Annotated in this window: 20 protein-coding genes; 10 read left to right on the forward strand and 10 right to left on the reverse strand. The window is 61.9% G+C overall.

Going from position 1 to position 23,407, the window contains the following annotated elements:
* Nucleotides 1–60 precede the first annotated feature (60 nt).
* Nucleotides 61–2,352: a beta-glucosidase BglX gene (gene bglX, locus JWU58_RS21090; protein WP_206420925.1), complete on the forward strand. Its 2,292-nt coding sequence runs from the start codon at nt 61–63 to the stop codon at nt 2,350–2,352.
* A gap of 198 nt (nt 2,353–2,550) precedes the next feature.
* On the opposite strand, the gene JWU58_RS21095 is transcribed toward bglX, so the two are convergent.
* From JWU58_RS21095 to JWU58_RS21115, 5 genes are all read right to left on the reverse strand, one after another.
* Nucleotides 2,551–3,708 carry a phospholipase D-like domain-containing protein gene (locus JWU58_RS21095; RefSeq protein ID WP_056783426.1) on the reverse strand — a complete coding sequence of 386 codons (1,158 nt, stop codon included), beginning with the start codon at nt 3,706–3,708 and terminating at the stop codon, nt 2,551–2,553.
* 1 nt (nt 3,709) lies between these two features.
* The gene (locus JWU58_RS21100) at nt 3,710–4,300 is read right to left on the reverse strand and encodes a YceI family protein (protein WP_039762684.1); all 591 of its coding nucleotides are present in this window, start codon (nt 4,298–4,300) and stop codon (nt 3,710–3,712) included.
* A gap of 220 nt (nt 4,301–4,520) precedes the next feature.
* Nucleotides 4,521–4,817 carry an amidase gene (locus tag JWU58_RS21105; protein WP_123442960.1) on the reverse strand — a complete coding sequence of 99 codons (297 nt, stop codon included), beginning with the start codon at nt 4,815–4,817 and terminating at the stop codon, nt 4,521–4,523.
* Nucleotides 4,814–5,893, reverse strand: a complete 1,080-nt coding sequence (locus tag JWU58_RS21110; protein WP_206420926.1) for a serine hydrolase domain-containing protein — start codon at nt 5,891–5,893, stop codon at nt 4,814–4,816. Before JWU58_RS21110 ends, JWU58_RS21105 begins: the two co-directional genes overlap by 4 nt.
* 157 nt (nt 5,894–6,050) lie before the next feature.
* Nucleotides 6,051–6,929, reverse strand: a complete 879-nt coding sequence (locus JWU58_RS21115) for an acyl-CoA dehydrogenase family protein (protein ID WP_206420927.1) — start codon at nt 6,927–6,929, stop codon at nt 6,051–6,053.
* Nucleotides 6,930–7,082: 153 nt separating this feature from the next.
* Between JWU58_RS21115 and olsB the strand changes: the two genes are divergently transcribed.
* Together olsB and JWU58_RS21125 are read left to right on the forward strand one after the other, a co-directional pair.
* Nucleotides 7,083–7,838 (forward strand): L-ornithine N(alpha)-acyltransferase, encoded by a 756-nt coding sequence (olsB, locus tag JWU58_RS21120; protein ID WP_016771324.1) that lies wholly within the window; start codon nt 7,083–7,085, stop codon nt 7,836–7,838.
* A complete protein-coding gene (locus tag JWU58_RS21125) occupies nt 7,838–8,629 on the forward strand; it encodes a lysophospholipid acyltransferase family protein (RefSeq protein ID WP_073475829.1) in 792 nt (263 codons plus the stop codon). Before olsB ends, JWU58_RS21125 begins: the two co-directional genes overlap by 1 nt.
* Before the next feature lie 125 nt (nt 8,630–8,754).
* Here JWU58_RS21125 and JWU58_RS21130 read toward each other — a convergent pair whose 3' ends face one another.
* Nucleotides 8,755–9,333: an acyl carrier protein phosphodiesterase gene (locus tag JWU58_RS21130; RefSeq protein ID WP_024011949.1), complete on the reverse strand. Its 579-nt coding sequence runs from the start codon at nt 9,331–9,333 to the stop codon at nt 8,755–8,757.
* 168 nt (nt 9,334–9,501) lie between these two features.
* Between JWU58_RS21130 and JWU58_RS21135 the strand changes: the two genes are divergently transcribed.
* From JWU58_RS21135 to JWU58_RS21145, 3 genes are read left to right on the forward strand one after another with little or no spacing between them, the layout of a single operon-like run.
* Nucleotides 9,502–9,804 carry an ArsR/SmtB family transcription factor gene (locus JWU58_RS21135; protein WP_016771327.1) on the forward strand — a complete coding sequence of 101 codons (303 nt, stop codon included), beginning with the start codon at nt 9,502–9,504 and terminating at the stop codon, nt 9,802–9,804.
* Nucleotides 9,805–9,838: 34 nt separating this feature from the next.
* Nucleotides 9,839–11,005, forward strand: a complete 1,167-nt coding sequence (locus JWU58_RS21140; protein WP_016771328.1) for an MFS transporter — start codon at nt 9,839–9,841, stop codon at nt 11,003–11,005.
* Nucleotides 11,006–11,036: 31 nt separating this feature from the next.
* Nucleotides 11,037–12,086 carry an alkene reductase gene (locus tag JWU58_RS21145; RefSeq protein WP_016771329.1) on the forward strand — a complete coding sequence of 350 codons (1,050 nt, stop codon included), beginning with the start codon at nt 11,037–11,039 and terminating at the stop codon, nt 12,084–12,086.
* A 211-nt stretch (nt 12,087–12,297) separates the two neighbouring features.
* Here JWU58_RS21145 and emhR read toward each other — a convergent pair whose 3' ends face one another.
* The gene (gene emhR / locus JWU58_RS21150; RefSeq protein WP_024011948.1) at nt 12,298–12,930 is read right to left on the reverse strand and encodes an efflux system transcriptional repressor EmhR; all 633 of its coding nucleotides are present in this window, start codon (nt 12,928–12,930) and stop codon (nt 12,298–12,300) included.
* A gap of 266 nt (nt 12,931–13,196) precedes the next feature.
* Between emhR and emhA the strand changes: the two genes are divergently transcribed.
* The 4 genes from emhA (at nt 13,197) to JWU58_RS21170 (ending at nt 20,617) form a co-directional block, all read left to right on the forward strand.
* Nucleotides 13,197–14,354 (forward strand): efflux RND transporter periplasmic adaptor subunit EmhA, encoded by a 1,158-nt coding sequence (gene emhA, locus JWU58_RS21155; RefSeq protein WP_016771331.1) that lies wholly within the window; start codon nt 13,197–13,199, stop codon nt 14,352–14,354.
* 3 nt (nt 14,355–14,357) lie between these two features.
* Nucleotides 14,358–17,522, forward strand: a complete 3,165-nt coding sequence (gene emhB / locus JWU58_RS21160) for an efflux RND transporter permease subunit EmhB (RefSeq protein WP_110600001.1) — start codon at nt 14,358–14,360, stop codon at nt 17,520–17,522.
* Nucleotides 17,519–18,979: an efflux RND transporter outer membrane subunit EmhC gene (gene emhC / locus JWU58_RS21165; protein WP_016771333.1), complete on the forward strand. Its 1,461-nt coding sequence runs from the start codon at nt 17,519–17,521 to the stop codon at nt 18,977–18,979. The genes emhB and emhC overlap by 4 nt, the downstream gene beginning before the upstream one ends.
* A 378-nt stretch (nt 18,980–19,357) precedes the next feature.
* A complete protein-coding gene (locus tag JWU58_RS21170; RefSeq protein WP_123442966.1) occupies nt 19,358–20,617 on the forward strand; it encodes an OprD family porin in 1,260 nt (419 codons plus the stop codon).
* Between the two features lie 175 nt (nt 20,618–20,792).
* Here JWU58_RS21170 and pcaC read toward each other — a convergent pair whose 3' ends face one another.
* Genes pcaC through JWU58_RS21185 form a run of 3 tightly spaced genes read right to left on the reverse strand, consistent with a single transcriptional unit; the run spans nt 20,793 to nt 23,363 of the window.
* Entirely contained in the window at nt 20,793–21,185 is a 393-nt protein-coding gene (gene pcaC, locus JWU58_RS21175) for a 4-carboxymuconolactone decarboxylase (RefSeq protein WP_024011942.1), read from the reverse strand.
* A gap of 10 nt (nt 21,186–21,195) precedes the next feature.
* On the reverse strand, nt 21,196–21,987 hold the full coding sequence (gene pcaD, locus JWU58_RS21180; RefSeq protein ID WP_206420928.1) for a 3-oxoadipate enol-lactonase: 792 nt from the start codon (nt 21,985–21,987) through the stop codon (nt 21,196–21,198).
* A gap of 11 nt (nt 21,988–21,998) precedes the next feature.
* Nucleotides 21,999–23,363 carry a 3-carboxy-cis,cis-muconate cycloisomerase gene (locus JWU58_RS21185; protein ID WP_206420929.1) on the reverse strand — a complete coding sequence of 455 codons (1,365 nt, stop codon included), beginning with the start codon at nt 23,361–23,363 and terminating at the stop codon, nt 21,999–22,001.
* Nucleotides 23,364–23,407 lie beyond the last annotated feature (44 nt).

Consider the following 23,407-nt stretch of genomic DNA (forward strand, 5'->3'; position numbering starts at 1 on the left):
GCTCCCTACATTTTGGCTGGCCGGTGTTGCATCACCGTTTGGGCTCTAGAGAAAAAATTCATGAAGAAGCTGTGTTTGCTGGGTCTGTTCGTCAGCCTGGCCAGTCATCAGGTACTGGCCGCCACGACCCCGGTACCTTTGGAGAACAAGGACGCTTTCATCAGCAACCTGATGAAACAAATGACCCTCGACGAGAAGATCGGCCAGTTGCGCCTGATCAGCATCGGCCCGGAAATGCCCCGCGAGCTGATCCGCAAGGAAATCGCCGGCGGCAACATCGGTGGCACGTTCAACTCGATCACCCGCGCGGAAAACCGTCCGATGCAGGACGCGGCCATGCGCAGTCGCCTGAAGATTCCGATGTTTTTCGCGTACGACGTGATCCACGGTCACCGTACGATTTTCCCGATTCCGCTGGCCCTTGCGTCGAGCTGGGACATGGACGCCATCGGCCAGTCCGGTCGCGTTGCGGCTAAAGAAGCCGCCGCCGACAGCCTCGACATCACCTTCGCGCCGATGGTGGATATCTCCCGCGATCCGCGCTGGGGCCGCAGTTCCGAAGGTTTCGGCGAAGACACCTACCTGACCTCGCGCATCGCCAAAGTCATGGTCAAGGCCTATCAGGGCGAGACCCCGAGCGCCGCCGACAGCATCATGGCCAGCGTCAAGCACTTCGCCCTGTACGGCGCGGTCGAGGGCGGTCGCGACTACAACACCGTCGACATGAGCCCGGTGAAGATGTACCAGGATTACCTGCCGCCGTACCGCGCCGCGATCGATGCCGGCGCTGGCGGTGTGATGGTGGCGTTGAACTCGATCAACGGCATTCCGGCCACGGCCAACACCTGGCTGATGAACGACCTGCTGCGCAAGGACTGGGGCTTCAAAGGCCTGGCAGTCAGCGATCACGGCGCGATTTTCGAACTGATCAAGCACGGTGTCGCGCGCGACGGTCGCGAAGCGGCGAAGCTGGCGATCAAGGCCGGCATCGACATGAGCATGAACGACACCCTCTACGGCAAAGAACTGCCGGGGTTGCTCAAGTCTGGTGAGATCGAACAGAAAGACATCGATAACGCCGTGCGCGAAGTGCTCGCGGCCAAGTACGACATGGGCCTGTTCAAGGACCCTTACCTGCGCATCGGCAAGGCCGAGGATGATCCGGCCGACACCTACGCCGAGAGCCGCCTGCACCGCGCCGAGGCCCGCGAAGTGGCGCGGCGCAGTCTGGTGCTGCTGAAGAACCACAACGAAACCCTGCCGCTGAAGAAAGACGCGAAAATCGCGCTGGTCGGTCCATTGGCGAAAGCGCCGATCGACATGATGGGTAGTTGGGCCGCCGCCGGGCGCCCGGCGCAATCGGTCACTTTGTTCGACGGCATGAGTGCGGTGATCGGCGACAAGGCCAACCTGATCTACGCCCGTGGCGCCAACATCACGGGCGACAAGAAGGTCCTCGACTACCTGAACTTCCTCAACTTCGATGCCCCGGAAGTGGTCGATGACCCGCGCCCGGCCAGCGTGCTGATCGACGAAGCGGTGAAAGCGGCGAAGGATGCTGACGTGATCGTCGCCGCTGTCGGCGAGTCCCGTGGCATGTCCCACGAATCCTCGAGTCGCACTGACCTGAACATCCCGCAAACCCAGCGCGAATTGATCCGCGCGCTGAAAGCCACTGGCAAACCGCTGGTGCTGGTGTTGATGAACGGCCGCCCGCTGACGATTCTCGAAGAGAACCAGTCGGCCGATGCGATCCTGGAAACCTGGTTCAGCGGCACCGAGGGCGGCAACGCCATCGCCGACGTGCTGTTCGGCGACTACAACCCGTCGGGCAAACTGCCGGTGACCTTCCCGCGTTCCGTGGGCCAGATCCCGACCTACTACAACCACCTGAGCATCGGCCGGCCATTCACGCCGGGCAAACCGGGCAACTACACCTCGCAGTATTTCGATGACACCACCGGCCCGCTGTTTCCGTTCGGTTACGGCCTGAGCTACACCACCTTCGCCCTGAGCGATATGGCGCTGTCATCGACCACCCTGAACGCCAGCGGCAAGCTCGACGCCAGCGTCATGGTCAAGAACACCGGCAAGCGTGACGGCGAAACCGTGGTGCAGTTGTACATCCAGGACGTCACCGGTTCGATGATCCGCCCGGTGAAAGAACTGAAGAACTTCCAGAAGATCATGCTCAAGGCCGGCGAACAGAAAGTCGTGCACTTCACCATCACCGAGGAAGACCTGAAGTTCTACAACGCCCAGCTCAAATACGCGGCCGAGCCTGGCAAGTTCAACGTGCAGATCGGCCTGGATTCGCAGGCGGTGACGCAGCAGAGCTTTGAATTGCTGTAACAGCAAGCACACCGCCCCCCCCTGCACTGATCGTTCCCACGCTCTGCGTGGGAATGCAGCCCGTGACGCTCCGCGTCACTGGACGCGGAGCGTCCCTGGAGGCATTCCCACGCAGAGCGTGGGAACGATCAAATGACACGCCGCTTTCGCGAGCAGGCTCGCTCCCACATTGGATTCAGGGTGTATTCAAAATCGTGGTTATCCGCGACGGTCGAGAATATTTACCACCAACCGATCCACCCAGCCCCACACCCGCTGCTTGACCCGCCGCCACAGAGGCCGGCGCTGCCACTCCTCCAGACTCACCAGCTGACTCAAGCCAAAGTCCTTCACAAAACTCGCCTCCACCGCTGCCGTCAACGCCGGGTCCAGGGCTTCCAGATTCGCCTCCAGATTGAAACGCAGATTCCAGTGGTCGAAGTTGCACGAACCGATGCTTACCCATTCGTCGACCAGAACCATTTTCAGGTGCAGGAAGCACGGCTGGTATTCGAAGATCTGCACCCCGGCCTTGAGCAGGCGCGGGTAATAGCGGTGCCCGGCGTAGCGCACTGACGGGTGATCGGTGCGCGGCCCGGTCAGCAGCAAGCGCACATCGACGCCGCGCGCGGCAGCCTTGCGCAGCGAGCGGCGGATTTTCCAGGTCGGCAGAAAGTACGGCGTGGCCATCCAGATGCGTTTTTGCCCGCTGTTCAGCGCGCGAAACAGCGATTGCAGAATGTCGCGGTGCTGACGGGCGTCGGCGTAGGCTACGCGGCCCATGCCCTCGCCCTTGTCCGGCACGCGCGGCAAACGTGGCAGACCAAAATGCGCGGCCGGGCGCCAGGCGCGGCGGTAACGGTTGGCGATCCACTGGCGATCAAACAGCAATTGCCAGTCGATCACCAATGGGCCGCTGATCTCGACCATCACTTCGTGCCACTCGCTGACATCATGGCCCGGCGTCCAGAATTCATCGGTCACGCCGGTGCCGCCGACCACGGCCAGGCATTGGTCGACCAGCAGCAATTTGCGGTGGTCACGATAGAAATTGCCGACCCAGCGCCGCCAGCTCAGGCGATTGTAGAAACGCAGCTCGACCCCGGCCTGAGTCAGGCGCTGGCGCAGATGCAGCGTAAACGCGAGGCTGCCGTAATCATCGAACAGGCAACGCACGCGCACGCCGCGTTCGGCCGCCGCGACCAGTGCCTGGACGATGGCTTCGGCGCAGGCGCCGGCCTCGACCAGGTACAGCTCCAGTTCGATCTGCTCTGTAGCTCCAGCGATGTGCTCGAGCATGCGCGGAAAGAACTGCGGGCCGTCGATCAACAGTTCGAAACGGTTGCCGTCACGCCAGGGAAACACCGCACCGCGCATGTCAGCGCGCCGTGAAAATCAGCACCGCACCCACCGGCACCGACAGACTGATCGCCGACAGATCGGCGAGTTTGCGCAGGTTTTCCAGGCCCGGCGCCAGATCGAAATCCTCGGCGTTGATCACCAGCGGCTCCAGGGTCACCACCTGAAAGCGCCGATCATCCAGACGCGTGGCGAGCAACTCGGCCGGGTATTCGTGCTGCTTGCCGTGCAGGCTGACGGTCAGCGGCAGGCGCAACTCCAGCTGCGCGCCGGGGGCCAGATCGTTGATCGGGCGCAGGTCGATCTGGGTGGTGATGGTCGCTGCCGGAAATTGCTCGATCTGGAACAGCTCCTTGCGCATGCGCTCATCGCGCAGGGGAATGCCGCTGTTGATCGATTCGAGCTCGACTTCGACCTCGGCGCGACCGTTGGGGTCGACCTTGCCGTGCAGCACCAGAAAACGCTGCACTTCCGACACGCTGGCATTTTTGGTGCTGACGAACGACAGCCGCGACGACTCGCCGTCCAGGTACCAATTGGCCTGGGCCGGCAGTGCAGCGGCGGTCAACAGCAGACTGGCGAAGGTTGTATAGAGGGAGCGGTTGAACATTGAACACTCGTGGGGGCGATAAACCTGCACGAACCTTAACCGCCCGCCAAGTTATTGCAAACTGAAGATCACCACAGATGCATGCACTGATGAGAACCATGTGGGAGCTGGCTTGCCAGCGATAGCGTCGTCACAGGCAAGATTTTCGCTGGCTGACCCACTGCAATCGCTGGCAAGCCAGCTCCCACATGATCTCCATTCACAACGGAATCGAGTGTAGTCAGGGATTCAGGCGACAGCCCTGACGTTCGCTCAGCCACTGCGCGCTGTGGCTGCGGCCCATGCCGCTGACGGTGATGGTTTTGCTCGAAGCATCATCGGTAAAACCGCTGGTTGGCAGCCATTGCTTCACATAGCCACGGCAATACCCGGCATCGTTGTTCATCACATAACGACACGAGCAATATTCCTTGGCGGTGTAGGCGCTGATGATGTCCGGGAAAGCCCAGAGGTTTTCCCGTTCAAACCAACCCCAGCCGAGCAGCACGATCAGCAGCAACAATAGAAAGCGCTTCATCGCCGCACCGCCTGCAACACGCGTTTGAGCAATTCGTTGTGCTGGTAGCTGCCATCGCGATCATCGCCGTAACGCACGATCACCAGTTTCTCGCTGGGCATCACGTACAGCGCCTGGCCCCAGTGGCCGAGGGCGGCGAAGGTGTCGGGTGGCGCGTCGGGCCATGGTGATGGTGCGCCATCGACAGGGCGATTGAGCCACCAATGGCCGCCGGGCACGGCTTCGTCCTGCTGCGCCTTGTAGCCGGCAAAGGGCTTGAGATTGAATGCCACCCAATCCTCGGGCAGCAACTGCCGATCGTTCCAGCGCCCGCCGCGCGCCATCAGCAGACCAACCCGCGCCAGATCCCGCGCGGTGAGATAGGCATAGGACGAGGCGACAAAGGTGCCGCTGGCATCGCTTTCCCACACGGCGTGGCGAATGCCCAACGGCTCGAACAGTGCTGTCCACGGATAGACGGCATAACGTGCTGGGCCGACCATGGTTTTCAGGGCAGCGGCGAGTAGATTGCTGTCACCGCTGGAATAACGAAAAGCCTGACCCGGTGCGGCGTAGGCGTCGTGGCCCGCCGTGAACGCGGCCATGTCGCGATGGCCGCGGGTGTAGAGCATCGCCACCACCGAAGATTTCAGCGGCGCGTATTCGTAGTCTTCCTGCCAATCCAGACCGGAGGCCCAGTTGAGCAGATGGCCGAGGGTGATCGCCGGGTGTTTTTCCAGCGCTGGGTAGAACTTCAGCGCTGGATCGTCGAGCTTGAACCGGCCTTCGCCATAGGCCACGCCGAGGACGGCGGCCAGCAGGCTTTTGCTGATCGACCAGGTCAGATGTGGGGTCTGTTCGGTGGTCGGAGCGGCGTAGCGTTCGTAAATGATCTGGCCGTCGCGGATGATCAGCAAGGCGTCGGTGCGGATGCCGTCGCGGGTGGCGTCGTTGCGGGGCGCGAAGGCGTAGTTTTCCAGCGCCTCGACGGCCGGGCCGGTGATCTGCGGGGCGATGGGCCATTGCTCGCCGGGCCATTGTTCGGCGCGGACGGTGAGGCTGATCAGCAGCAGGAACAGGGACAGGCCTTTGAACATGGTGGGCGCTCTGGGGATGAACCTGTCGAGACTAGTCGGGGTTTATGACAGATGTGTGGTGTTCTTGAGGCCGCTTTCGCGAGCAGGCTCGCTCCCACGTTTCGACTGACGAAACACGATCTTTCTGTGGGAGCGAGCCTGCTCGCGAAGGGGCCGCTCAGGTCACCGCCAAAGCCTTGGCCAACCGCTTGGCCCTCGCGCCCGCCGCCAACTGCATCACGCCCTTGTCCCGCTGCCACATCTGCGCCCACTCCGCCGGGCCATTGCCCAGCGCCTCATCTACCTCCCCCGCCAGCGCTTCAAACTGCGCAAACAATCCGCCCAGCACTACATGTCCGGCCGGATTGTTCGGCGCTTGCCGGCTGGCCTCGGCGCACCCGGCCAGCAGCGCCAGCAAACGCAATTGCAGGGCCTGCGGCCAGTCGCTGTCCTGGCCGACGCCGTACAACCACGCGGTCATGGCGCTGAGCACGTAGACATCTTCAAGGCTGCGAAACGGTTTGACGTAGGCGTCCCAGCCATCGCCAGCGAGCAATTCGCACAGGGCGCCGTCGAGGTGCAGGCGGCCGTGGCTGATGTCCGGCATCAACGGCAACGCCGGCAGTTTTTCCACCTTCACGCCGGGCTCGCCGGGATAAACCACCGCCAGACTCAGGCGCGGTGCTTCGCCAAGCTCCTCACTGCGCGCAGCCACCAGTAACCAATCGGCAGCATCGCCTGCGGTGACGAAATCCTTGCGCCCACTCAAGCGCAAATCGCGCAGCCGCGTTTGCATATCGGCCGGGCGCAGGCTGCGTTGTTCGGTCGCGCACAAGGCGCCGAGGCTCAGTGGCGCGCTCGGCCACAACATGCGCAGCGCCGCCTGATAACCGACCAGAAACGCCAGCCCCGGCGTGGCCATTCGCCGCCCGCCGGCCACCGCCAATTCGAACGGCGTGACGTTGCCCAGCGCCTGCAACAACGTTGCAAAACCCTCGGCCAGATCAGCAGCGGCGGGCAAGCGTTCACGGCGGTGGAGCAGATCTGTCCAGGGCATGGGCGCCTCCTCGTGGGCTGTCATATAAGCATCACCGAACGTTCATGGCGATGACACCGGGGCTACATAGCCTGACTTTGCACAACACGGCTGCATAAAGAAAGTCGATCGGCTGCAACCCACGACGGGTTAAAGGCCCGTACGGAGATTCACATGACGCAAATCGCCCGCATCAGCGACACCGGCAATGAACGCCGCCTGCAAGCCGAACGCCTGATCGGCGCCGAAGCCTTGCAGCAAGCCCAGGCCCTGCGCTTCGCCGTCTTCAGCGGCGAGTTCAACGCCAAACTCAAAGGCGCCGAACTGGGCCTGGACATGGATGATTATGATGTTCACTGCAGCCACATCGGCGTGCGTGATCTGAACACCGGGCGCCTGGTGGCGACCACGCGTCTGCTCGATCACACCGCTGCCAGCAGCCTCGGCAAGTTCTACAGCGAAGAAGAATTCAGCCTGCATGGCCTGGCGCATCTGCAAGGCCCGATCCTGGAAATCGGCCGCACCTGCGTCGATCCGGCGTACCGCAACGGCGGCACCATCGCCGTGCTCTGGGGCGAATTGGCCGAAGTGCTCAATCAGGGCGGCTACAGCTATCTGATGGGTTGCGCGAGCATTCCGATGCAGGACGGCGGCATTCAGGCCCACGCGATCATGCAGCGTCTGCGCGAACGTTATCTGTGCACCGAACACCTGCGCGCCGAGCCGAAAAACCCGCTGCCGACGCTGGATATCCCGTCCAACGTCATCGCCGAAATGCCACCGCTGCTCAAGGCCTACATGCGCCTCGGGGCGAAGATCTGCGGCGAGCCGTGCTGGGACGAAGACTTCCAGGTCGCCGACGTGTTCATCCTGCTCAAGCGCGACGAACTCTGCCCGCGCTACGCCAAGCACTTCAAGGCGGCGGTGTGATGAGCCGGTTGCGGGTGTACGCGCGAATCGCGCGAGTGCTGCTGGTGGTGACGCTGGGCCTGACCATGGCCAGCGTCTTCGGCGTGTTCGAACGCATCGGTCTGGCCCACTCGATGGAGCGGCGCCAGCGCTGGTCGCGCTTCTTCATGGCGCGGCTGAGCAATGCCCTGCCGTTTCGCGTGAGCGTGCATGGCGAGCTGCCGAAACAGCCGATGCTGTGGGTCAGCAATCACGTGTCGTGGACCGACATTCCGCTGTTGGGCATGCTCACGCCGCTGTCGTTTCTGTCCAAGGCCGAAGTGCGCACCTGGCCGGTGGCCGGCTGGCTCGCAGCCAAGGCCGGCAGCCTGTTCATCCGCCGTGGATCGGGCGACAGCCAGTTGATCCGCAAGCAGATGACCCGCCATCTGCAAACCGAACATGCGCTGCTGATGTTCCCTGAAGGCACCACCACCGATGGCCGTTCGCTGCGCACTTTTCATGGTCGCCTGCTGTCGGCGGCGATCGATTCCGAAGTGATGCTGCAACCGGTGGCGATTCGTTATCTGCGTGACGGCGAAATCGATACGCTGGCGCCGTTCATTGGTGACGATGACCTGCTCTCGCACCTGATGCGCCTGTTCAGCCATGACTGCGGCGATGTCGAGGTGCATCTGCTCAAGCCGATTGCCTGTCAGGGCCGCGAGCGCGCGGCGCTGGCGTTCGAAGCGCAGCAGGCGGTGCAAAAGGTGTTGTTTGGATCGATTCCGGAAACCCGACAATCGCCAATGCGCCCGGCAATCGCTGCCTGAAACACAAATCCCCAAATCACCTTGGTCCCCTGTGGGAGCGGGCTTGCCCGCGAAAGCGGTCGATCAATCAACATCAAAGTTGAATGTGCCGACGCTATCGCTGGCAAGCCAGCTCCCACAGGGATTCAGGTTGTATGTGATTGCACTGCAAAATCCTGCAGTTGCGGATAAAACAGGCTGAAATCTTCACTCAGCGGCTCATACAACCGCCGCAACTCCGCCATGGCCCCGGCCAATTCCTCCGGCCTGGTCAGGCGCCGCGAGATCCCGCGCAGCACCTGCTCCAGCACCTCGAATTCGCGATACGAGCCCAGCCAGTCGTTGGCGACCATGTGCGGGGCGATCTTTGCCAGCCGTTCCGGCAACTGTCGTTCGCGGGACAGCACGTGATAGACGTCTGCGGTGAACTGCTCCAGCGGCCGGTCGGCATACAGCGTCCAGTCCCGCGCCAGGCAATGATCGAAAAACACATCGAGGACGATTCCGGCATAGCGCCGCCGCGTTTCGCTGAAGCGCCCCAAAGCAATGTCGACCAGTGGATGGCGATCGGTGAAGACGTCGATGCGCCGATGCAGCGCAATCGCCGCCTCCACTTCCGGGTCGAACTGGCCTTGCAGCCGACCTTTTACGAAGTCGCCATACAGGCTGCCGAGTAACTGACCGGGGCGCTGGCCGCCGAGATGCAAATGCGCGAGATAGTTCATGGGCGCAGCTTAGCACTGCGCTCGCTCCTCCAGCATCCTCGTATCGTTATAACCCGATATAGCGATTTATGCGGTCGTCAGACCGAATTCATATTGGTATATCGCGATCCAACGATTTAAAGTTCGCTCCATCGCGATATATCGCTACTGCCACCACGAGCCCAAGCCATGAACCTCGACCTCGACGAAATAATAAAAGCCCTGGCGCACCCAGTACGGCGAGACATCCTCAACTGGCTGAAAGACCCGAAAGGCGAATTCCCCGAGCAGTTGCACAACCACGAGTACGGCATCTGTGCCGGGCAGATCGATCAGCGTTGCGGCCTGTCGCAATCGACCGTTTCCGCGCATCTGGCGACGTTGCAACGGGCCGGGCTGATCAGCAGCCAGAAGGCCGGGCAGTGGCATTTTTTCAAACGTAACGAGGACGTCATCCAGGCGTTTCTCAGCACCCTCAGTAAAGAGCTCTGACCCTTAACGTCAGCCAGCCGACAAGGAAACCTGCATGCCCCTTTCGCTTCTCATCCTCGCCCTGAGCGCCTTCGCCATCGGCACCACCGAGTTCGTCATCATGGGCCTGCTGCCCGACGTGGCGGCGGACCTCGGTGTGTCGATTCCAGGCGCCGGCTGGCTGGTCACCGGTTACGCCCTGGGCGTGGCAATCGGTGCTCCGTTCATGGCGCTGGCCACCGCGAAGCTGCCGCGCAAGGCCGCGCTGGTGGCGTTGATGGGCATCTTCATTGTCGGCAACCTGCTCTGCGCCATCGCCAGCGACTACAACGTGCTGATGTTTGCCCGGGTAGTCACCGCTTTGTGCCACGGTGCATTCTTCGGCATCGGCTCGGTAGTAGCGGCCAATCTGGTCGCGCCAAACAAACGTGCCTCGGCGGTCGCGTTGATGTTCACCGGTCTGACCCTGGCCAACGTGCTCGGCGTACCGCTGGGCACCGCATTGGGTCAGGAAGCCGGCTGGCGTTCGACCTTCTGGGCGGTAACAGTCATCGGTGTGATCGCGCTGATCGGCCTGATCCGCTTTCTGCCGGCCAAGCGTGACGAAGAGAAACTCGACATGCGCGCCGAACTGGCCGCCCTCAAAGGCGCCGGCATCTGGCTGTCGCTGAGCATGACCGCGCTGTTCGCCGCTTCGGTGTTCACCCTGTTCACCTACGTCGCCCCACTGCTCGGTGAAGTCACCGGTGTGTCGCCGCGTGGCGTGACCTGGACGCTGATGCTCATCGGCCTCGGTCTGACGGTCGGCAACATCATCGGCGGCAAACTCGCCGACAAAGGCATGGCCGCCACGCTGATCGGCGTGTTCATCGCCATGGCCGTGGTATCCACGGTGCTGAGCTGGACCAGCGTTGCGCTGATCCCGACTGAAATCACCCTGTTCCTCTGGGCCACCGCCTGTTTCGCCGCTGTGCCGGCGCTGCAAGTCAACGTGGTGACCTTCGGCAAGGCTGCACCGAACCTGGTTTCGACCCTGAACATCGGCGCCTTCAACGTTGGCAACGCCCTCGGCGCCTGGGTCGGCGGCAGCGTCATCGCCCACGGCTACGGCCTGACCAGCGTGCCACTGGCCGCCGCCGCGCTGGCCGTGCTTGCCCTGCTGGTGACCCTGATTACTTTCCGCCAGAACGGCAATGCCGAGCTGGCGCCTGCTTCCAACTGATCAACTTCCTTATCAAGAGAGGCTTTTAGACATGGCGACTATTTTCGACCCGATCAAACTCGGCGATATCGAGCTGAACAACCGCATCATCATGGCCCCGCTGACCCGCTGCCGCGCCGACGAAGGCCGTGTGCCGAACGCGCTGATGGCCGAATACTACGTACAACGCGCCTCGGCCGGCCTGATCCTCAGCGAAGCCACTTCGGTAACGCCGATGGGCGTCGGCTACCCGGACACCCCGGGCATCTGGTCCAACGATCAAGTGCGTGGCTGGGCCAACGTGACCAAGGCGATTCACGGCGCCGGCGGCAAGATCTTCCTGCAACTGTGGCACGTTGGCCGCATTTCTCACCCTTCGTACCTGAACGGTGAAGCACCGGTTGCGCCAAGCGCCATCCAGCCAAAGGGCCACGTCAGCCTGGTGCGCCCACTGGCCGACTACCCAACGCCGCGCGCTCTGGAAACTGCTGAAATCGCCGACATCGTCGACGCCTACCGCACCGGTGCCGAGAACGCCAAGGCCGCCGGTTTCGACGGCGTGGAAATCCACGGCGCCAACGGCTACCTGCTCGACCAGTTCCTGCAAAGCAGCACCAACCAGCGTACCGACCAGTACGGCGGCTCGCTGGAAAACCGTGCGCGCCTGCTGCTGGAAGTGACCGACGCCGCGATCGAAGTCTGGGGCGCTGGCCGCGTTGGTGTGCACCTGGCACCGCGTGCCGACTCCCACGACATGGGCGATGACAACCTTGCCGAGACCTTCACCTACGTCGCCCGTGAACTGGGCAAGCGTGGCATCGCGTTCATCTGCTCGCGCGAAAAAGAAGGCGCGGACAGCCTCGGCCCGCAATTGAAAGAAGCGTTCGGTGGCCCGTACATTGCCAACGAGAAGTTCACCAAGGAAAGCGCCAATGAGTGGCTGGCCAGCGGTAAGGCAGACGCGGTCGCGTTCGGCGTGCCGTTCATTGCCAACCCGGATCTGCCGGCCCGTTTGCAGGCCGATGCGCCGTTGAACGAGCCGCATCCGGAGACTTTCTACGGCAAGGGTCCGGTCGGTTATATCGACTATCCGACCTTGTAATCAGGCTGTAGCGCAGAAATGAAAAAGCCCCGGACTTGTGAGAGTCTGGGGCTTTTTGCTGTTGGCGCAGGGTAAGAGCCAGCGAACACCGTTTCACAACAGCGACACAATTTCCCTACAAAATCCACGACTCGCTACGTTTAAACTCCCCGCCGCGATCATCAGCCATGGCGGCTGATTGACATCCTGCCGGGCAATTGCGCATTTTGTTTCATTTGCGCAGGCTTGGGCTCAGGCGCAGCATGTCCAGCCCGGTGTCGACCCAGCGTTCAGCCTCGGCGTGCAGTTCGAAGCTGTCCGGGGCCAGCAGCCAGCCGTACAGCAGGCCGTCGATGTAGGCATGAATGCTGATGGCCGCGCGGGCAGTGTCGAGATCTTCCGGCAACTGGCCGCGATTCACCGCATTACGCAGGGTCAGGCCGATGCGCACGTTGCAATCGAGACTGGCCGTCCGGCGCTGCTGGCGCAGATCGCACATTTCATCGGTGAATTCGCACTTATGAAACAGAATTTCGTTGATGCGCCGGGTTTTCGGGTCCAGTGCAACTTGATGAAACAAATGAATCAGCAACTGCCGCATGCAGCCCAGCGGGTCCGGTTCGTCCTCGCTTTCGCTGGCCTTGGCCAGTTCATCCAGCGGTTCGTGCAGGCTGTCGAGCATGGCCTGGACCAGGTCGGCCTTATTGCTGAAATGCCAGTAGATGGCGCCACGCGTCACGCCGGCGAGGGTCGCGATGTCCGCCAGGGTGGTGCGGGCAACCCCCCTTTCATAGAAGGCTTTCTCGGCCGCTTCCAGGATCTGGCTGCGGGTTTCCTGAGCTTCCTCTTTGGTACGACGGACCATGGCAGTAAAACCTCAAACAGGATGTTTCAGGGATGGCTGAATATCCGCTGAATAAAGAGGGGGCGATCTCTCGTGAATCGGCTCCCCGGCCTACAATTTCAAACCTTGCGACGACTTTTGTATCAGGGTGGGTACGCGGCGCAGGTGTTTACAAACAACCATGAACGTAAGTATATTACTTAGCAAGCTACTTATCCACCCGGTGCCCGATTTTTACTCTTTCACACTTCTTGTGCGCTTCTTGCGCGCCTGACCCGAGGATCTTCATGCAATTCAAGCCAGCTGTTACCGCTCTGGTCACTGCCGTCGCCCTGGCATCGCTGCTCAGCGGATGTAAAAAGGAAGAAGCGGCCCCAGCCGCTCCGCCTCCTCAGGTCGGCGTCGTCACCCTGCAACCACAAGCCTTTACCCTGACCTCGGAACTTCCGGGCCGCACCAGTGCGTTCCGCATCGCGGAAGTTCGCCCGCAGGTCAACGGCATTATCCTCAAGCGTCTGTTCAAGGAAGGCGCCGACGTCAAAGCCGGCCAGCAGCTGTATCAGATCGATCCGTCGGTCTATGAAGCTACGCTGAAAAGCGCCGAAGCCGAGCTGCGTTCGACCAAGTCGATTTCCGACCGCTACAAGCAACTGGTCGACGAACAAGCCGTGAGCCGTCAGGAATACGACACCGCACTGGCCAACCGCCTGCAATCGGAAGCATCGTTGCAGAGCGCGCAGATCAACGTGCGCTACACCAAAGTCTACGCGCCGATTTCCGGCCGCATCGGCCGTTCTTCGGTCACCGAAGGCGCACTGGTCAGCAATGGTCAGGCCGATGCAATGGCAGTGATTCAGCAGCTCGACCCGATCTACGTCGACGTGACCCAGTCGTCGGTGGAACTGCTGGAACTGCGCCGCGAACTGGAAAGCGGCCGTCTGCAGAAGGCCGGCGACAACGCCGCTGCGGTCAAGCTGACCCTGGAAGACGGCAGCCAGTACAAGCTCGACGGCAAGCTGGAATTCTCCGAAGTTTCGGTTGACCAGACCACCGGCTCGGTGACCCTGCGCGCGGTGTTCCCGAACCCGGATCACACCCTGCTGCCAGGCATGTTCGTTCACGCCCAGCTGCAAGCCGGCGTCAACAGCGCAGCGATCCTCGCGCCGCAACAAGGCGTGACCCGCGACCTCAAAGGCACCCCGACCGCACTGGTCGTCGGCGCCGACAACAAGGTCGAGCTGCGTCAGCTCAAGGCCAGCCGCACCGTCGGCAGCCAGTGGCTGATCGAAGACGGCCTGAAAGCCGGCGATCGTCTGATCACCGAAGGACTGCAGTACGTCAAACCGGGCGTCGAGGTCAAAGCGACCGAAGCGACTAACGTCGGCACCAAGAACCCGGCCCCCGCACAGGCAGCTGACAAAGCCGCCGGCGGCAAAGGGGAGTAACCCATGTCAAAATTCTTCATCGACCGTCCGATTTTCGCCTGGGTAATCGCCCTGGTGATCATGCTGGTCGGGGCACTTTCGATCCTGAAATTGCCGATCAACCAATACCCGAGCATTGCGCCACCGGCCATTGCGATCCAGGTGACCTACCCAGGCGCGTCCGCACAAACCGTGCAGGACACCGTGGTGCAGGTCATCGAGCAACAGCTCAACGGTATCGACAACCTGCGTTATGTGTCTTCGGAAAGTAACTCCGACGGCAGCATGACCATCACCGCGACCTTCGAGCAAGGCACCAACTCCGACACCGCGCAGGTCCAGGTCCAGAACAAGCTGAACCTGGCTACCCCGCTGCTGCCGCAGGAAGTGCAGCAACAGGGTATCCGCGTGACCAAGGCAGTGAAGAACTTCCTGCTGGTGATCGGCGTGGTGTCGCGTGACGGCAGCATGACCAAGGACGACCTGTCCAACTACATCGTGTCGAACATGCAGGACCCGATCTCGCGGACCGCCGGTGTCGGTGACTTCCAGGTCTTCGGTGCGCAGTACGCGATGCGTATCTGGCTCGACCCGGCCAAGTTGAACAACTTCAACCTGACCCCGGTCGACGTGAAGAACGCCATTGCTGCGCAGAACGTCCAGGTGTCGTCCGGTCAGCTCGGTGGCTTGCCTGCCGTGCAGGGCCAGCAACTGAACGCGACGATCATCGGCAAGACCCGTCTGCAGACCGCCGAGCAGTTCAAGGAAATCCTGCTCAAGGTCAACAAGGACGGTTCGCAGGTTCGCCTCAAAGACGTGGCTGAAGTCGGCCTCGGCGGTGAGAACTACGCGATCAGTGCCCAGTTCAACGGCAGCCCGGCTTCCGGTCTGGCGGTGAAACTGGCCAACGGCGCCAACGCCCTCGATACCGCCAAAGCGCTGCGCAACACCATCGACAGCCTCAAGCCGTTCTTCCCGCAAGGCATGGAAGTGGTGTTCCCGTATGACACCACCCCGGTGGTGACCGAGTCGATCAAAGGCGTGGTGCACACCCTGGTCGAAGCGATCGCGCTGGTGTTCCTGGTGATGTTCCTGTTCCTGCAGAACTTCCGCGCCACCGTCATCACCACGATGACTGTGCCGGTGGTACTGCTCGGTACATTCGGCATCCTCGCCGCCGCCGGTTTCAGCATCAACACCCTGACCATGTTCGGCATGGTGCTGGCCATCGGTCTGCTGGTGGACGATGCCATCGTCGTGGTGGAAAACGTCGAGCGGGTGATGAGCGAAGAAGGCTTGTCACCGAAGGAAGCGACAAAGAAATCCATGGGCCAGATCCAGGGTGCACTGGTCGGTATCGCCCTTGTGCTCTCGGCGGTACTGCTGCCGATGGCGTTCTTCAGCGGCTCCACGGGTGTGATCTACAAGCAGTTCTCGATCACCATCGTGTCGGCCATGGCCCTGTCGGTACTGGTTGCCCTGATCTTCACCCCGGCGCTGTGCGCAACCATGCTCAAGCCGATTCCGAAAGGCGAGCACGGTACTCCGAAGAAAGGTTTCTTCGGCTGGTTCAACCGCAACTTCGACCGTGGCGTACGCAGCTACGAGCGTGGCGTCGGCAATATGCTGACCCGCAAGGCGCCGTATCTGCTGGCGTACCTGTTGATCGTCGTGGGCATGATCTGGCTGTTCACCCGCATTCCGACCGCGTTCCTCCCGGAAGAAGACCAGGGCGTTCTGTTCGCTCAGGTGCAGACCCCGGCCGGTTCCAGTGCCCAGCGCACGCAGGTGGTGGTGGATGAAATGCGTGAGTACCTGCTGCGTCCGAACAAGGACGGCGGTGAGGCGGACGCGGTGGCTTCGGTGTTTACCGTGACCGGCTTCAACTTCGCCGGCCGTGGCCAGAGCTCGGGTATGGCGTTCATCATGCTCAAGCCGTGGGGCGAACGTAACGCCGACAACAGCGTGTTCAACCTCGCTGCGCGTGCCCAGCAACACTTCTTCAGTTTCCGCGACGCGATGGTGTTTGCCTTCGCCCCGCCAGCGGTTCTGGAATTGGGTAACGCCACCGGTTTCGACGTGTTCCTGCAGGACCGCGCCGGTATCGGTCACGAAAAACTGATGGAAGCGCGCAACCAGTTCCTCGGCATGGCGGCGCAAAGCAAGGTGCTGACCCAGGTGCGTCCGAACGGCCTGAACGACGAGCCGCAGTTCCAGCTGGAAATCGACGACGAGAAGGCCAGTGCCCTCGGCATCACCATCAGCGACATCAACAACACCCTGTCGATCGCGCTGGGCAGTAGCTACGTCAACGACTTCATCGACCGTGGTCGGGTGAAGAAAGTCTACGTGCAGGGCCAACCGGACTCGCGCATGAGCCCCGAAGACCTGAAGAAGTGGTACGTGCGCAACGCCGAAGGCACCATGGTTCCGTTCTCGGCGTTCGCCAAGGGCGAGTGGGTCTACGGTTCGCCGAAGCTGGCGCGCTACAACGGTGTGGAAGCGGTCGAGGTCCTCGGGGCTCCGGCGCCGGGCTACTCCACCGGTGAAGCGATGGCTGAAGTCGAAGCGATTGCCAAGAAGCTGCCGTCCGGTGTCGGTATCTCCTGGACCGGTCTGTCCTACGAGGAACGTCTGTCCGGCTCGCAAGCGCCAGCGCTGTACGCCCTGTCGCTGCTGATGGTGTTCCTGTGTCTGGCGGCGCTGTATGAAAGCTGGTCGATTCCGATCGCGGTCATGCTCGTGGTACCGCTGGGGATCATCGGTGCACTGATGGCCACCAGCCTGCGCGGTCTGTCCAACGACGTGTACTTCCAGGTGGGCTTGTTGACGACCATCGGTCTGGCGGCTAAAAACGCCATTCTGATCGTCGAATTCGCCAAGGAACTGCATGAACAGGGACGCAGCCTGCGTGAAGCGGCGATTGAAGCCTGCCGCATGCGTCTGCGCCCGATCATCATGACCTCGCTGGCCTTCGTTCTCGGTGTTGTGCCGCTGGCGATTTCCACCGGCGCCGGTTCAGGCAGTCAGCACGCGATCGGTACCGGCGTGATTGGCGGTATGCTCACGGCCACGATCCTGGCGATCTTCTGGGTCCCACTGTTCTTCGTTACTGTGTCGTCCATCGGTCAGCGCAAAAAGACCGACGCGGATGACACTACTGAAACTCCTAAAGAGGCTGGCCAATGAGCAAGTCGCTACTCTCCATCGCAGTCGCCGCCTTCGTGCTGAGCGGTTGCTCGCTGATACCTGACTATCAGCAGCCTGAGGCTCCGGTCGCAGGCCAGTACCCGCAGGGGCCGGCGTACTCGCCGGCCCAGGCTCCGGCGCAAGCCGCTGCCGAACAGGGCTGGAAGCAGTTTTTCCATGACCCGGCCCTGCAACAGCTGATCCAGGTCGCCCTAGAAAACAACCGCGACCTGCGTGTCGCGGCGCTGAACATCGACGCTTACGCGGCGCAGTACCGCATCCAGCGCGCCGACCTGTTCCCGGCAGTGTCGGCCAATGCCGCCGGCAGCCGCCAGCGTCTGCCGGCCCGTGCCTCGCAGACCGGCGAGTCGATGATCAGCAGTTCGTATTCCGCGACCGTCGGCGTCAGCGCCTACGAACTCGACCTGTTCGGTCGGGTGCGCAGCCTGAGCGAGCAAGCGCTGCAACAGTACTTCGCTACTGAAGAAGCACGCCGCAGTACGCAGATCAGTCTGGTCGCCAACGTCGCCAATGCCTACCTGACCTGGCAGGCGGACAAAGAACTGCTCAAGCTGACGCAGGACACACTCGGTGCCTTCGAAGAAAGCTACAAATTGACCAGCCGCAGCAACGAAGTCGGTGTGGCTTCGGCGCTGGATCTGGCGCAGTCGCGCACTTCCGTGGAAAACGCCCGGGCGCAACTGGCGCGTTATACCCGCCAGGTCGCACAGGACGAAAACAGCCTGACCCTGCTGCTCGGCACCGGTATTCCGGCCAACCTGCAAACGGCCAAACCGCTGTCTGATGACCTGCTCAGCGATGTGCCGGCCGGTCTGCCTTCGGACCTGCTGCAACGTCGTCCGGACATTCTGCAGGCCGAGTACAACCTGAAGGCGGCCAACGCCAACATCGGCGCGGCGCGTGCAGCGTTCTTCCCGAGCATCAGCCTGACCGCCAACGCGGGCAGCCTGAGCCCGGATCTGTCCGGTCTGTTCAAGGGTGGCTCTGGGACGTGGCTGTTCCAGCCGCAGATCAACCTGCCGATCTTCAACGCCGGCAGCCTGCGCGCCAGCCTCGACTACGCCAAGATCCAGAAGGACATTGGCGTGGCGAACTACGAAAAGTCGATTCAAACGGCCTTCCAGGAAGTCGCCGACGGCCTCGCCGCCCGCCAGACTTACACCGAGCAGCTGCAAGCGCAGCGTGACTTCGTGCAGGCCAACCAGGATTACTACCGCCTGGCCGAACGTCGCTACCGCATCGGCGTCGACAGCAACCTGACCTTCCTCGATGCCCAGCGTCAGTTGTTCAGCGCGCAACAAGCGCTGATCACCGACCGCCTCGCGCAGTTGACCAGTGCGGTCAACCTGTACAAGGCCCTGGGCGGTGGCTGGAATGCGCAGACCGCGCAGAACGAAGCGCTGAAAGAAGAAGCGCCGAAGATGAAGCTGTTCTGATCATCATCGGCTGAATACAAGGAGCCCACCGATTGGTGGGCTTTTTGTTGCCTGAGAATCAAAAGATCGCAGCCTTCGGCAGCTCCTACATTTGAAATGCGTTGCCCTGTAGGAGCTGCCGAAGGCTGCGATCTTTTGATCTTCAATGCTGTTCGATAATCGCCCAAAACCCGCTTTTCCCAATTGAATCCCAACATCCGCCCCCCGCACCATTCGCTCCACAAAACCAATAACAACAGGTTCGACACCATGCTCCCGCGCCCTGCCCCGTCCGGCTGATTGCCATCGTTTCACCCTTGAATACTTTCCAAGTCTGCACCCCGAAAACCGGCCGCAGCGCAGCCGTTCGCCCTAAAAAAACAAGAGAGACCCAAGTCCATGACAGTTTTCCCTGTGCCCTACGCATTGCCCGCTGTGATCGCCCTGGCCATCGCCGGTCTGGCCCTGCCAGCCAGCGCTGAAGAAAGCGGCTTCGTTGAAGGCGCCAAGGTCAACCTCAACCTGCGCAACTTCTACATCAACCGCAACTTCACCAACCCGACCAAGACTCAGGGCAAGGCTGAAGAGTGGACGCAGAGTTTCATCCTCGACGCCAAATCCGGCTTCACCCAAGGCACGGTCGGTTTCGGGATGGACGTACTCGGGCTGTATTCGATCAAGCTCGATGGCGGTAAAGGCACGGGCGGCACGCAGTTGTTGCCGCTGGACCATGACGGGCGCCCGGCGGACAACTTCGGCCGCACCAACGTCGCATTCAAGGCCAAGCTTTCGCAGACCGAAGTCAAGGTCGGTGAGTGGATGCCGGTGCTTCCGATCCTGCGTTCGGACGACGGTCGTTCGCTGCCGCAGACCTTCCGTGGCGGCCAGATCACCTCGAAGGAAATCGCCGGCCTGACACTCTATGGCGGCCAGTTCCGCGCCAACAGCCCGCGCGACGACAGCAGCATGAGCGACATGTCGATGACCGGCAAAGCCGCGTTCACCTCTGATCGTTTCAACTTCCAGGGCGGCGAATTTCTGTTCAACGACAAGCGCACACAGATCGGCCTGTGGAACGCGCAACTCAAGGACATCTACAGCCAGCAGTACCTCAATGTGCTGCACAGTCAGCCGCTCGGCGACTGGACGCTGGGCGCCAACCTCGGCTTTTTCTACGGCAAGGAAGATGGCAGCGCGCGTGCCGGCGATCTGGACAACAAGACCTGGTACGGGATGTTTTCGGCCAAGTACGGCGGCAACACGTTCTACCTCGGCCTGCAGAAACTCACCGGCGACAGCGCGTGGATGCGCGTCAACGGCACCAGCGGCGGCACCTTGGCCAACGACAGCTACAACGCCAGTTATGACAACGCTCAGGAACGCTCCTGGCAGCTGCGCCACGACTACAACTTCGCCGCCATGGGCATCCCCGGCCTGACCCTGATGAACCGCTACATCAGCGGCGACAACGTGCACACCGGGACAATCACCGACGGCAAGGAATGGGGTCGCGAATCGGAACTCGGTTACACGGTGCAGAGCGGCACTTTGAAGGATTTGAACGTCAGATGGCGCAACTCGACCATGCGCCGCGACTTCAGCAACAACGAGTTCGATGAAAATCGCCTGATCGTCAGCTACCCGATCAGCCTTCTCTAACCACACATGCCCCACTGTGGGAGCGAGCCTGCTCGCGAAAGCGCAGCTTCAGTCGACATCTCTGTCGAATATGAAATGGTCTTCGCGAGCAAGCTCGCTCCCACATTTGTTTTGTGATCGACACAACTCCAATGTGGGAGCGAGCTTGCTCGCGAAGGCGTAATTTCGGGCGCCATCAATCCCGGGATTCGACTCCTAGCTCATCCCACACCGATTCAGCCAGATGAAACGTCGCATTCGCCGCCGGAATTCCGCAGTAGATCGCGCTCTGCATGATCACTTCCTTGATCTCGCCACGGCTGACGCCGTTGTTGGCTGCCGCGCGCAAGTGCAGTTTCAGTTCGCCCTCGCGGTTCATGCCGATCAGCATGGCGATGGTGATCAGGCTGCGGGTATGGCGGGGCAGGCCCGGGCGGGTCCAGATGTCGCCCCAGGCGTGGCGGGTGATCATCTCCTGGAATTCCGAGTTGAACTCGGTCAGCGTGGTCAGGCTGCGATCGACGTGGGCATCGCCCAGCACCGCGCGGCGGACTTGCATGCCTTCGTCGTAACGTTGTTTCTCGTCCACAAATTCTTCCTCACTGAGCCTGCAAAAACGCCAGCACACGGTCGCTGAAAGCGGCACCGGCCTGCACGTTGGACAAATGCGCCGCACGGAACTCGGCGTACTCGGCACCGCGCACGTGGTCGCGAATGAAGTGCCCGCCGGACGGCGGCGTCACCGCATCTTCGCTGCCGGCAATCACCAGCAACGGCACGTTGATCGAAGCCAGTTGTTCACGGAAATCGGCATCGCGCACGGCCGCGCAGTTGGCCGCATAACCTTGTGGATTGGTTGCGGCAAGCATGTCGGTAATCTTCTTTGCCGCCTCGGGATGCGCTGCGGAAAAGTCCGGGGTAAACCAGCGCGCAATCGAGGCATCACGCAGCGCGACCATCGCCGCCGGGCCGTCGCGCAGTACGGTTTCGATGCGCGGATTCCATACCGACGGATCGCCGATTTTCGCCGCCGTGTTGCAGACGATCAGTTTGTGCAGACGATGGCCTGCGTTGATCCCCAGCCACTGACCGATCAGCCCGCCCATCGACAGCCCGCAGAAATGCGCGCGCTCGATATGCAGCGCATCGAGCAGACCGAGCACGTCGCGACCGAGTTGTTCGATGCTGTACGGCCCCTCGGTGACCAGCGATTGCCCATGGCCGCGCGTGTCGAAACGCAGCACGCGGAAATGCTCGGTGAACGCCGGCATTTGCGCGTCCCACATGTGCAGGTCGGTGCCCAGCGAGTTGGACAGCACCAGCACCGGCGCCTCCGCCGGGCCCTCAATTTCATAGTGCAGTTCGCCATCGGCGAGTTGAACGAAAGCCACAGCCCTCTCCTTCAGACAGTCAAAGCGTTGTGTTCAGCCACCGCACGCTCGACCCAGACTTGCGCCTGGCCAAGGTAATGCGCGGGGTTCAGAAGATCATCGAGTTCAGCGCCACTGAGTTCGGCGGTGACTTGCGGCTCGTCAGCGAGCACCGCACGCAAATGGCGTTGCTCGGCCACTGCACGTTTGCAGCATTGTTCGAGCAGATGATGTGCGGTGTCGCGGCCGACGCGTTGGGCAAGCACGATGCTCACCGCTTCGGCCAGCACCAGGCCTTGGGTCAGTTCGAGGTTGCGGGCCAAGCGCGCCGCGTCGACCTCCAGACCGTCGGCCAGCAAGCGCGCCTGTTGCAGCGAACCGGACACCAGGCAGCAGATTTCCGGCAGGGTTTCCCATTCGGCATGCCACAAACCAAGGCTGCGTTCATGTTCCTGCGGCATCGCGCTGAACAGCGTCGACACCAGCCCCGGCACCCGCGTGGCCGCGCCGATCAGCACCGCCGCGCCAACCGGGTTGCGCTTGTGCGGCATGGTCGACGACCCGCCTTTGCCCGGTGCCGCAGGCTCGAATACTTCCGCTGCTTCGGTCTGCATCAACAGGCTGATGTCGCGGCCGAATTTGCCGAGGCTCCCGGCGATCAGGCCAAGCACGGCGCCGTATTCAACGATGCGGTCACGCTGGGTGTGCCACGGTTGCTCGGGCAGGGTCAGTTGCAGCTCTTCGGCCAATGCTTTGGCGATCGGCAACGCCTGTTCACCCAGCGCCGCGAGGGTGCCGGAGGCGCCACCGAATTGCAGGACCAGCAGACGCGGTTTCAGCTCCTGTAGACGCTGACGGCTGCGCGTGACGGCGCCGAGCCATCCAGCGATTTTCATACCGAGGGTCACCGGCGTGGCATGTTGCAGCCAGGTGCGCCCGGCCAGTGGCGTGATGGCGAAGCGTTGTGCCTGAGCGGCCAGCGAGTCGGCCAGTTGCGCCAGTTGGTTTTCGATCAGCACCAGCGCCTGGCGCAATTGCAGGACCAGCCCGGAATCCATCACGTCCTGACTGGTCGCGCCCAGATGCACATAGCGCTCGGCTTCGGCATCGCTCGAAGCGATCTGCTTGCCCAAAGCCTTGACCAGTGGAATCGCCGAATTGCCGGCTGTGGCAATCGCCTCGCCCAGCGCTGCGAAGTCATACAGACTGGCGTCGCACGCTGCGGCAATCGGTGCCACGGCCGATGAAGGAATCAGCCCGACCCGCGCCTCGGCCCGGGCCAGCGCCGCTTCGAAATCGAGCATCGCCTGCACCCGGCCCTGATCGCAGAACACTTCGCGCATATCGCGGGCGGTGAAGTAGGCATCGAACAATTGATTGCCCGGTCGCTGAGTCATAAACAGTCCTTGCCGGCGCGGGCCTCGCAGCCCGCGCACATGGG

The organism is Pseudomonas atacamensis (genome assembly GCF_017167965.1).
GTDB lineage: Bacteria > Pseudomonadota > Gammaproteobacteria > Pseudomonadales > Pseudomonadaceae > Aquipseudomonas > Aquipseudomonas atacamensis.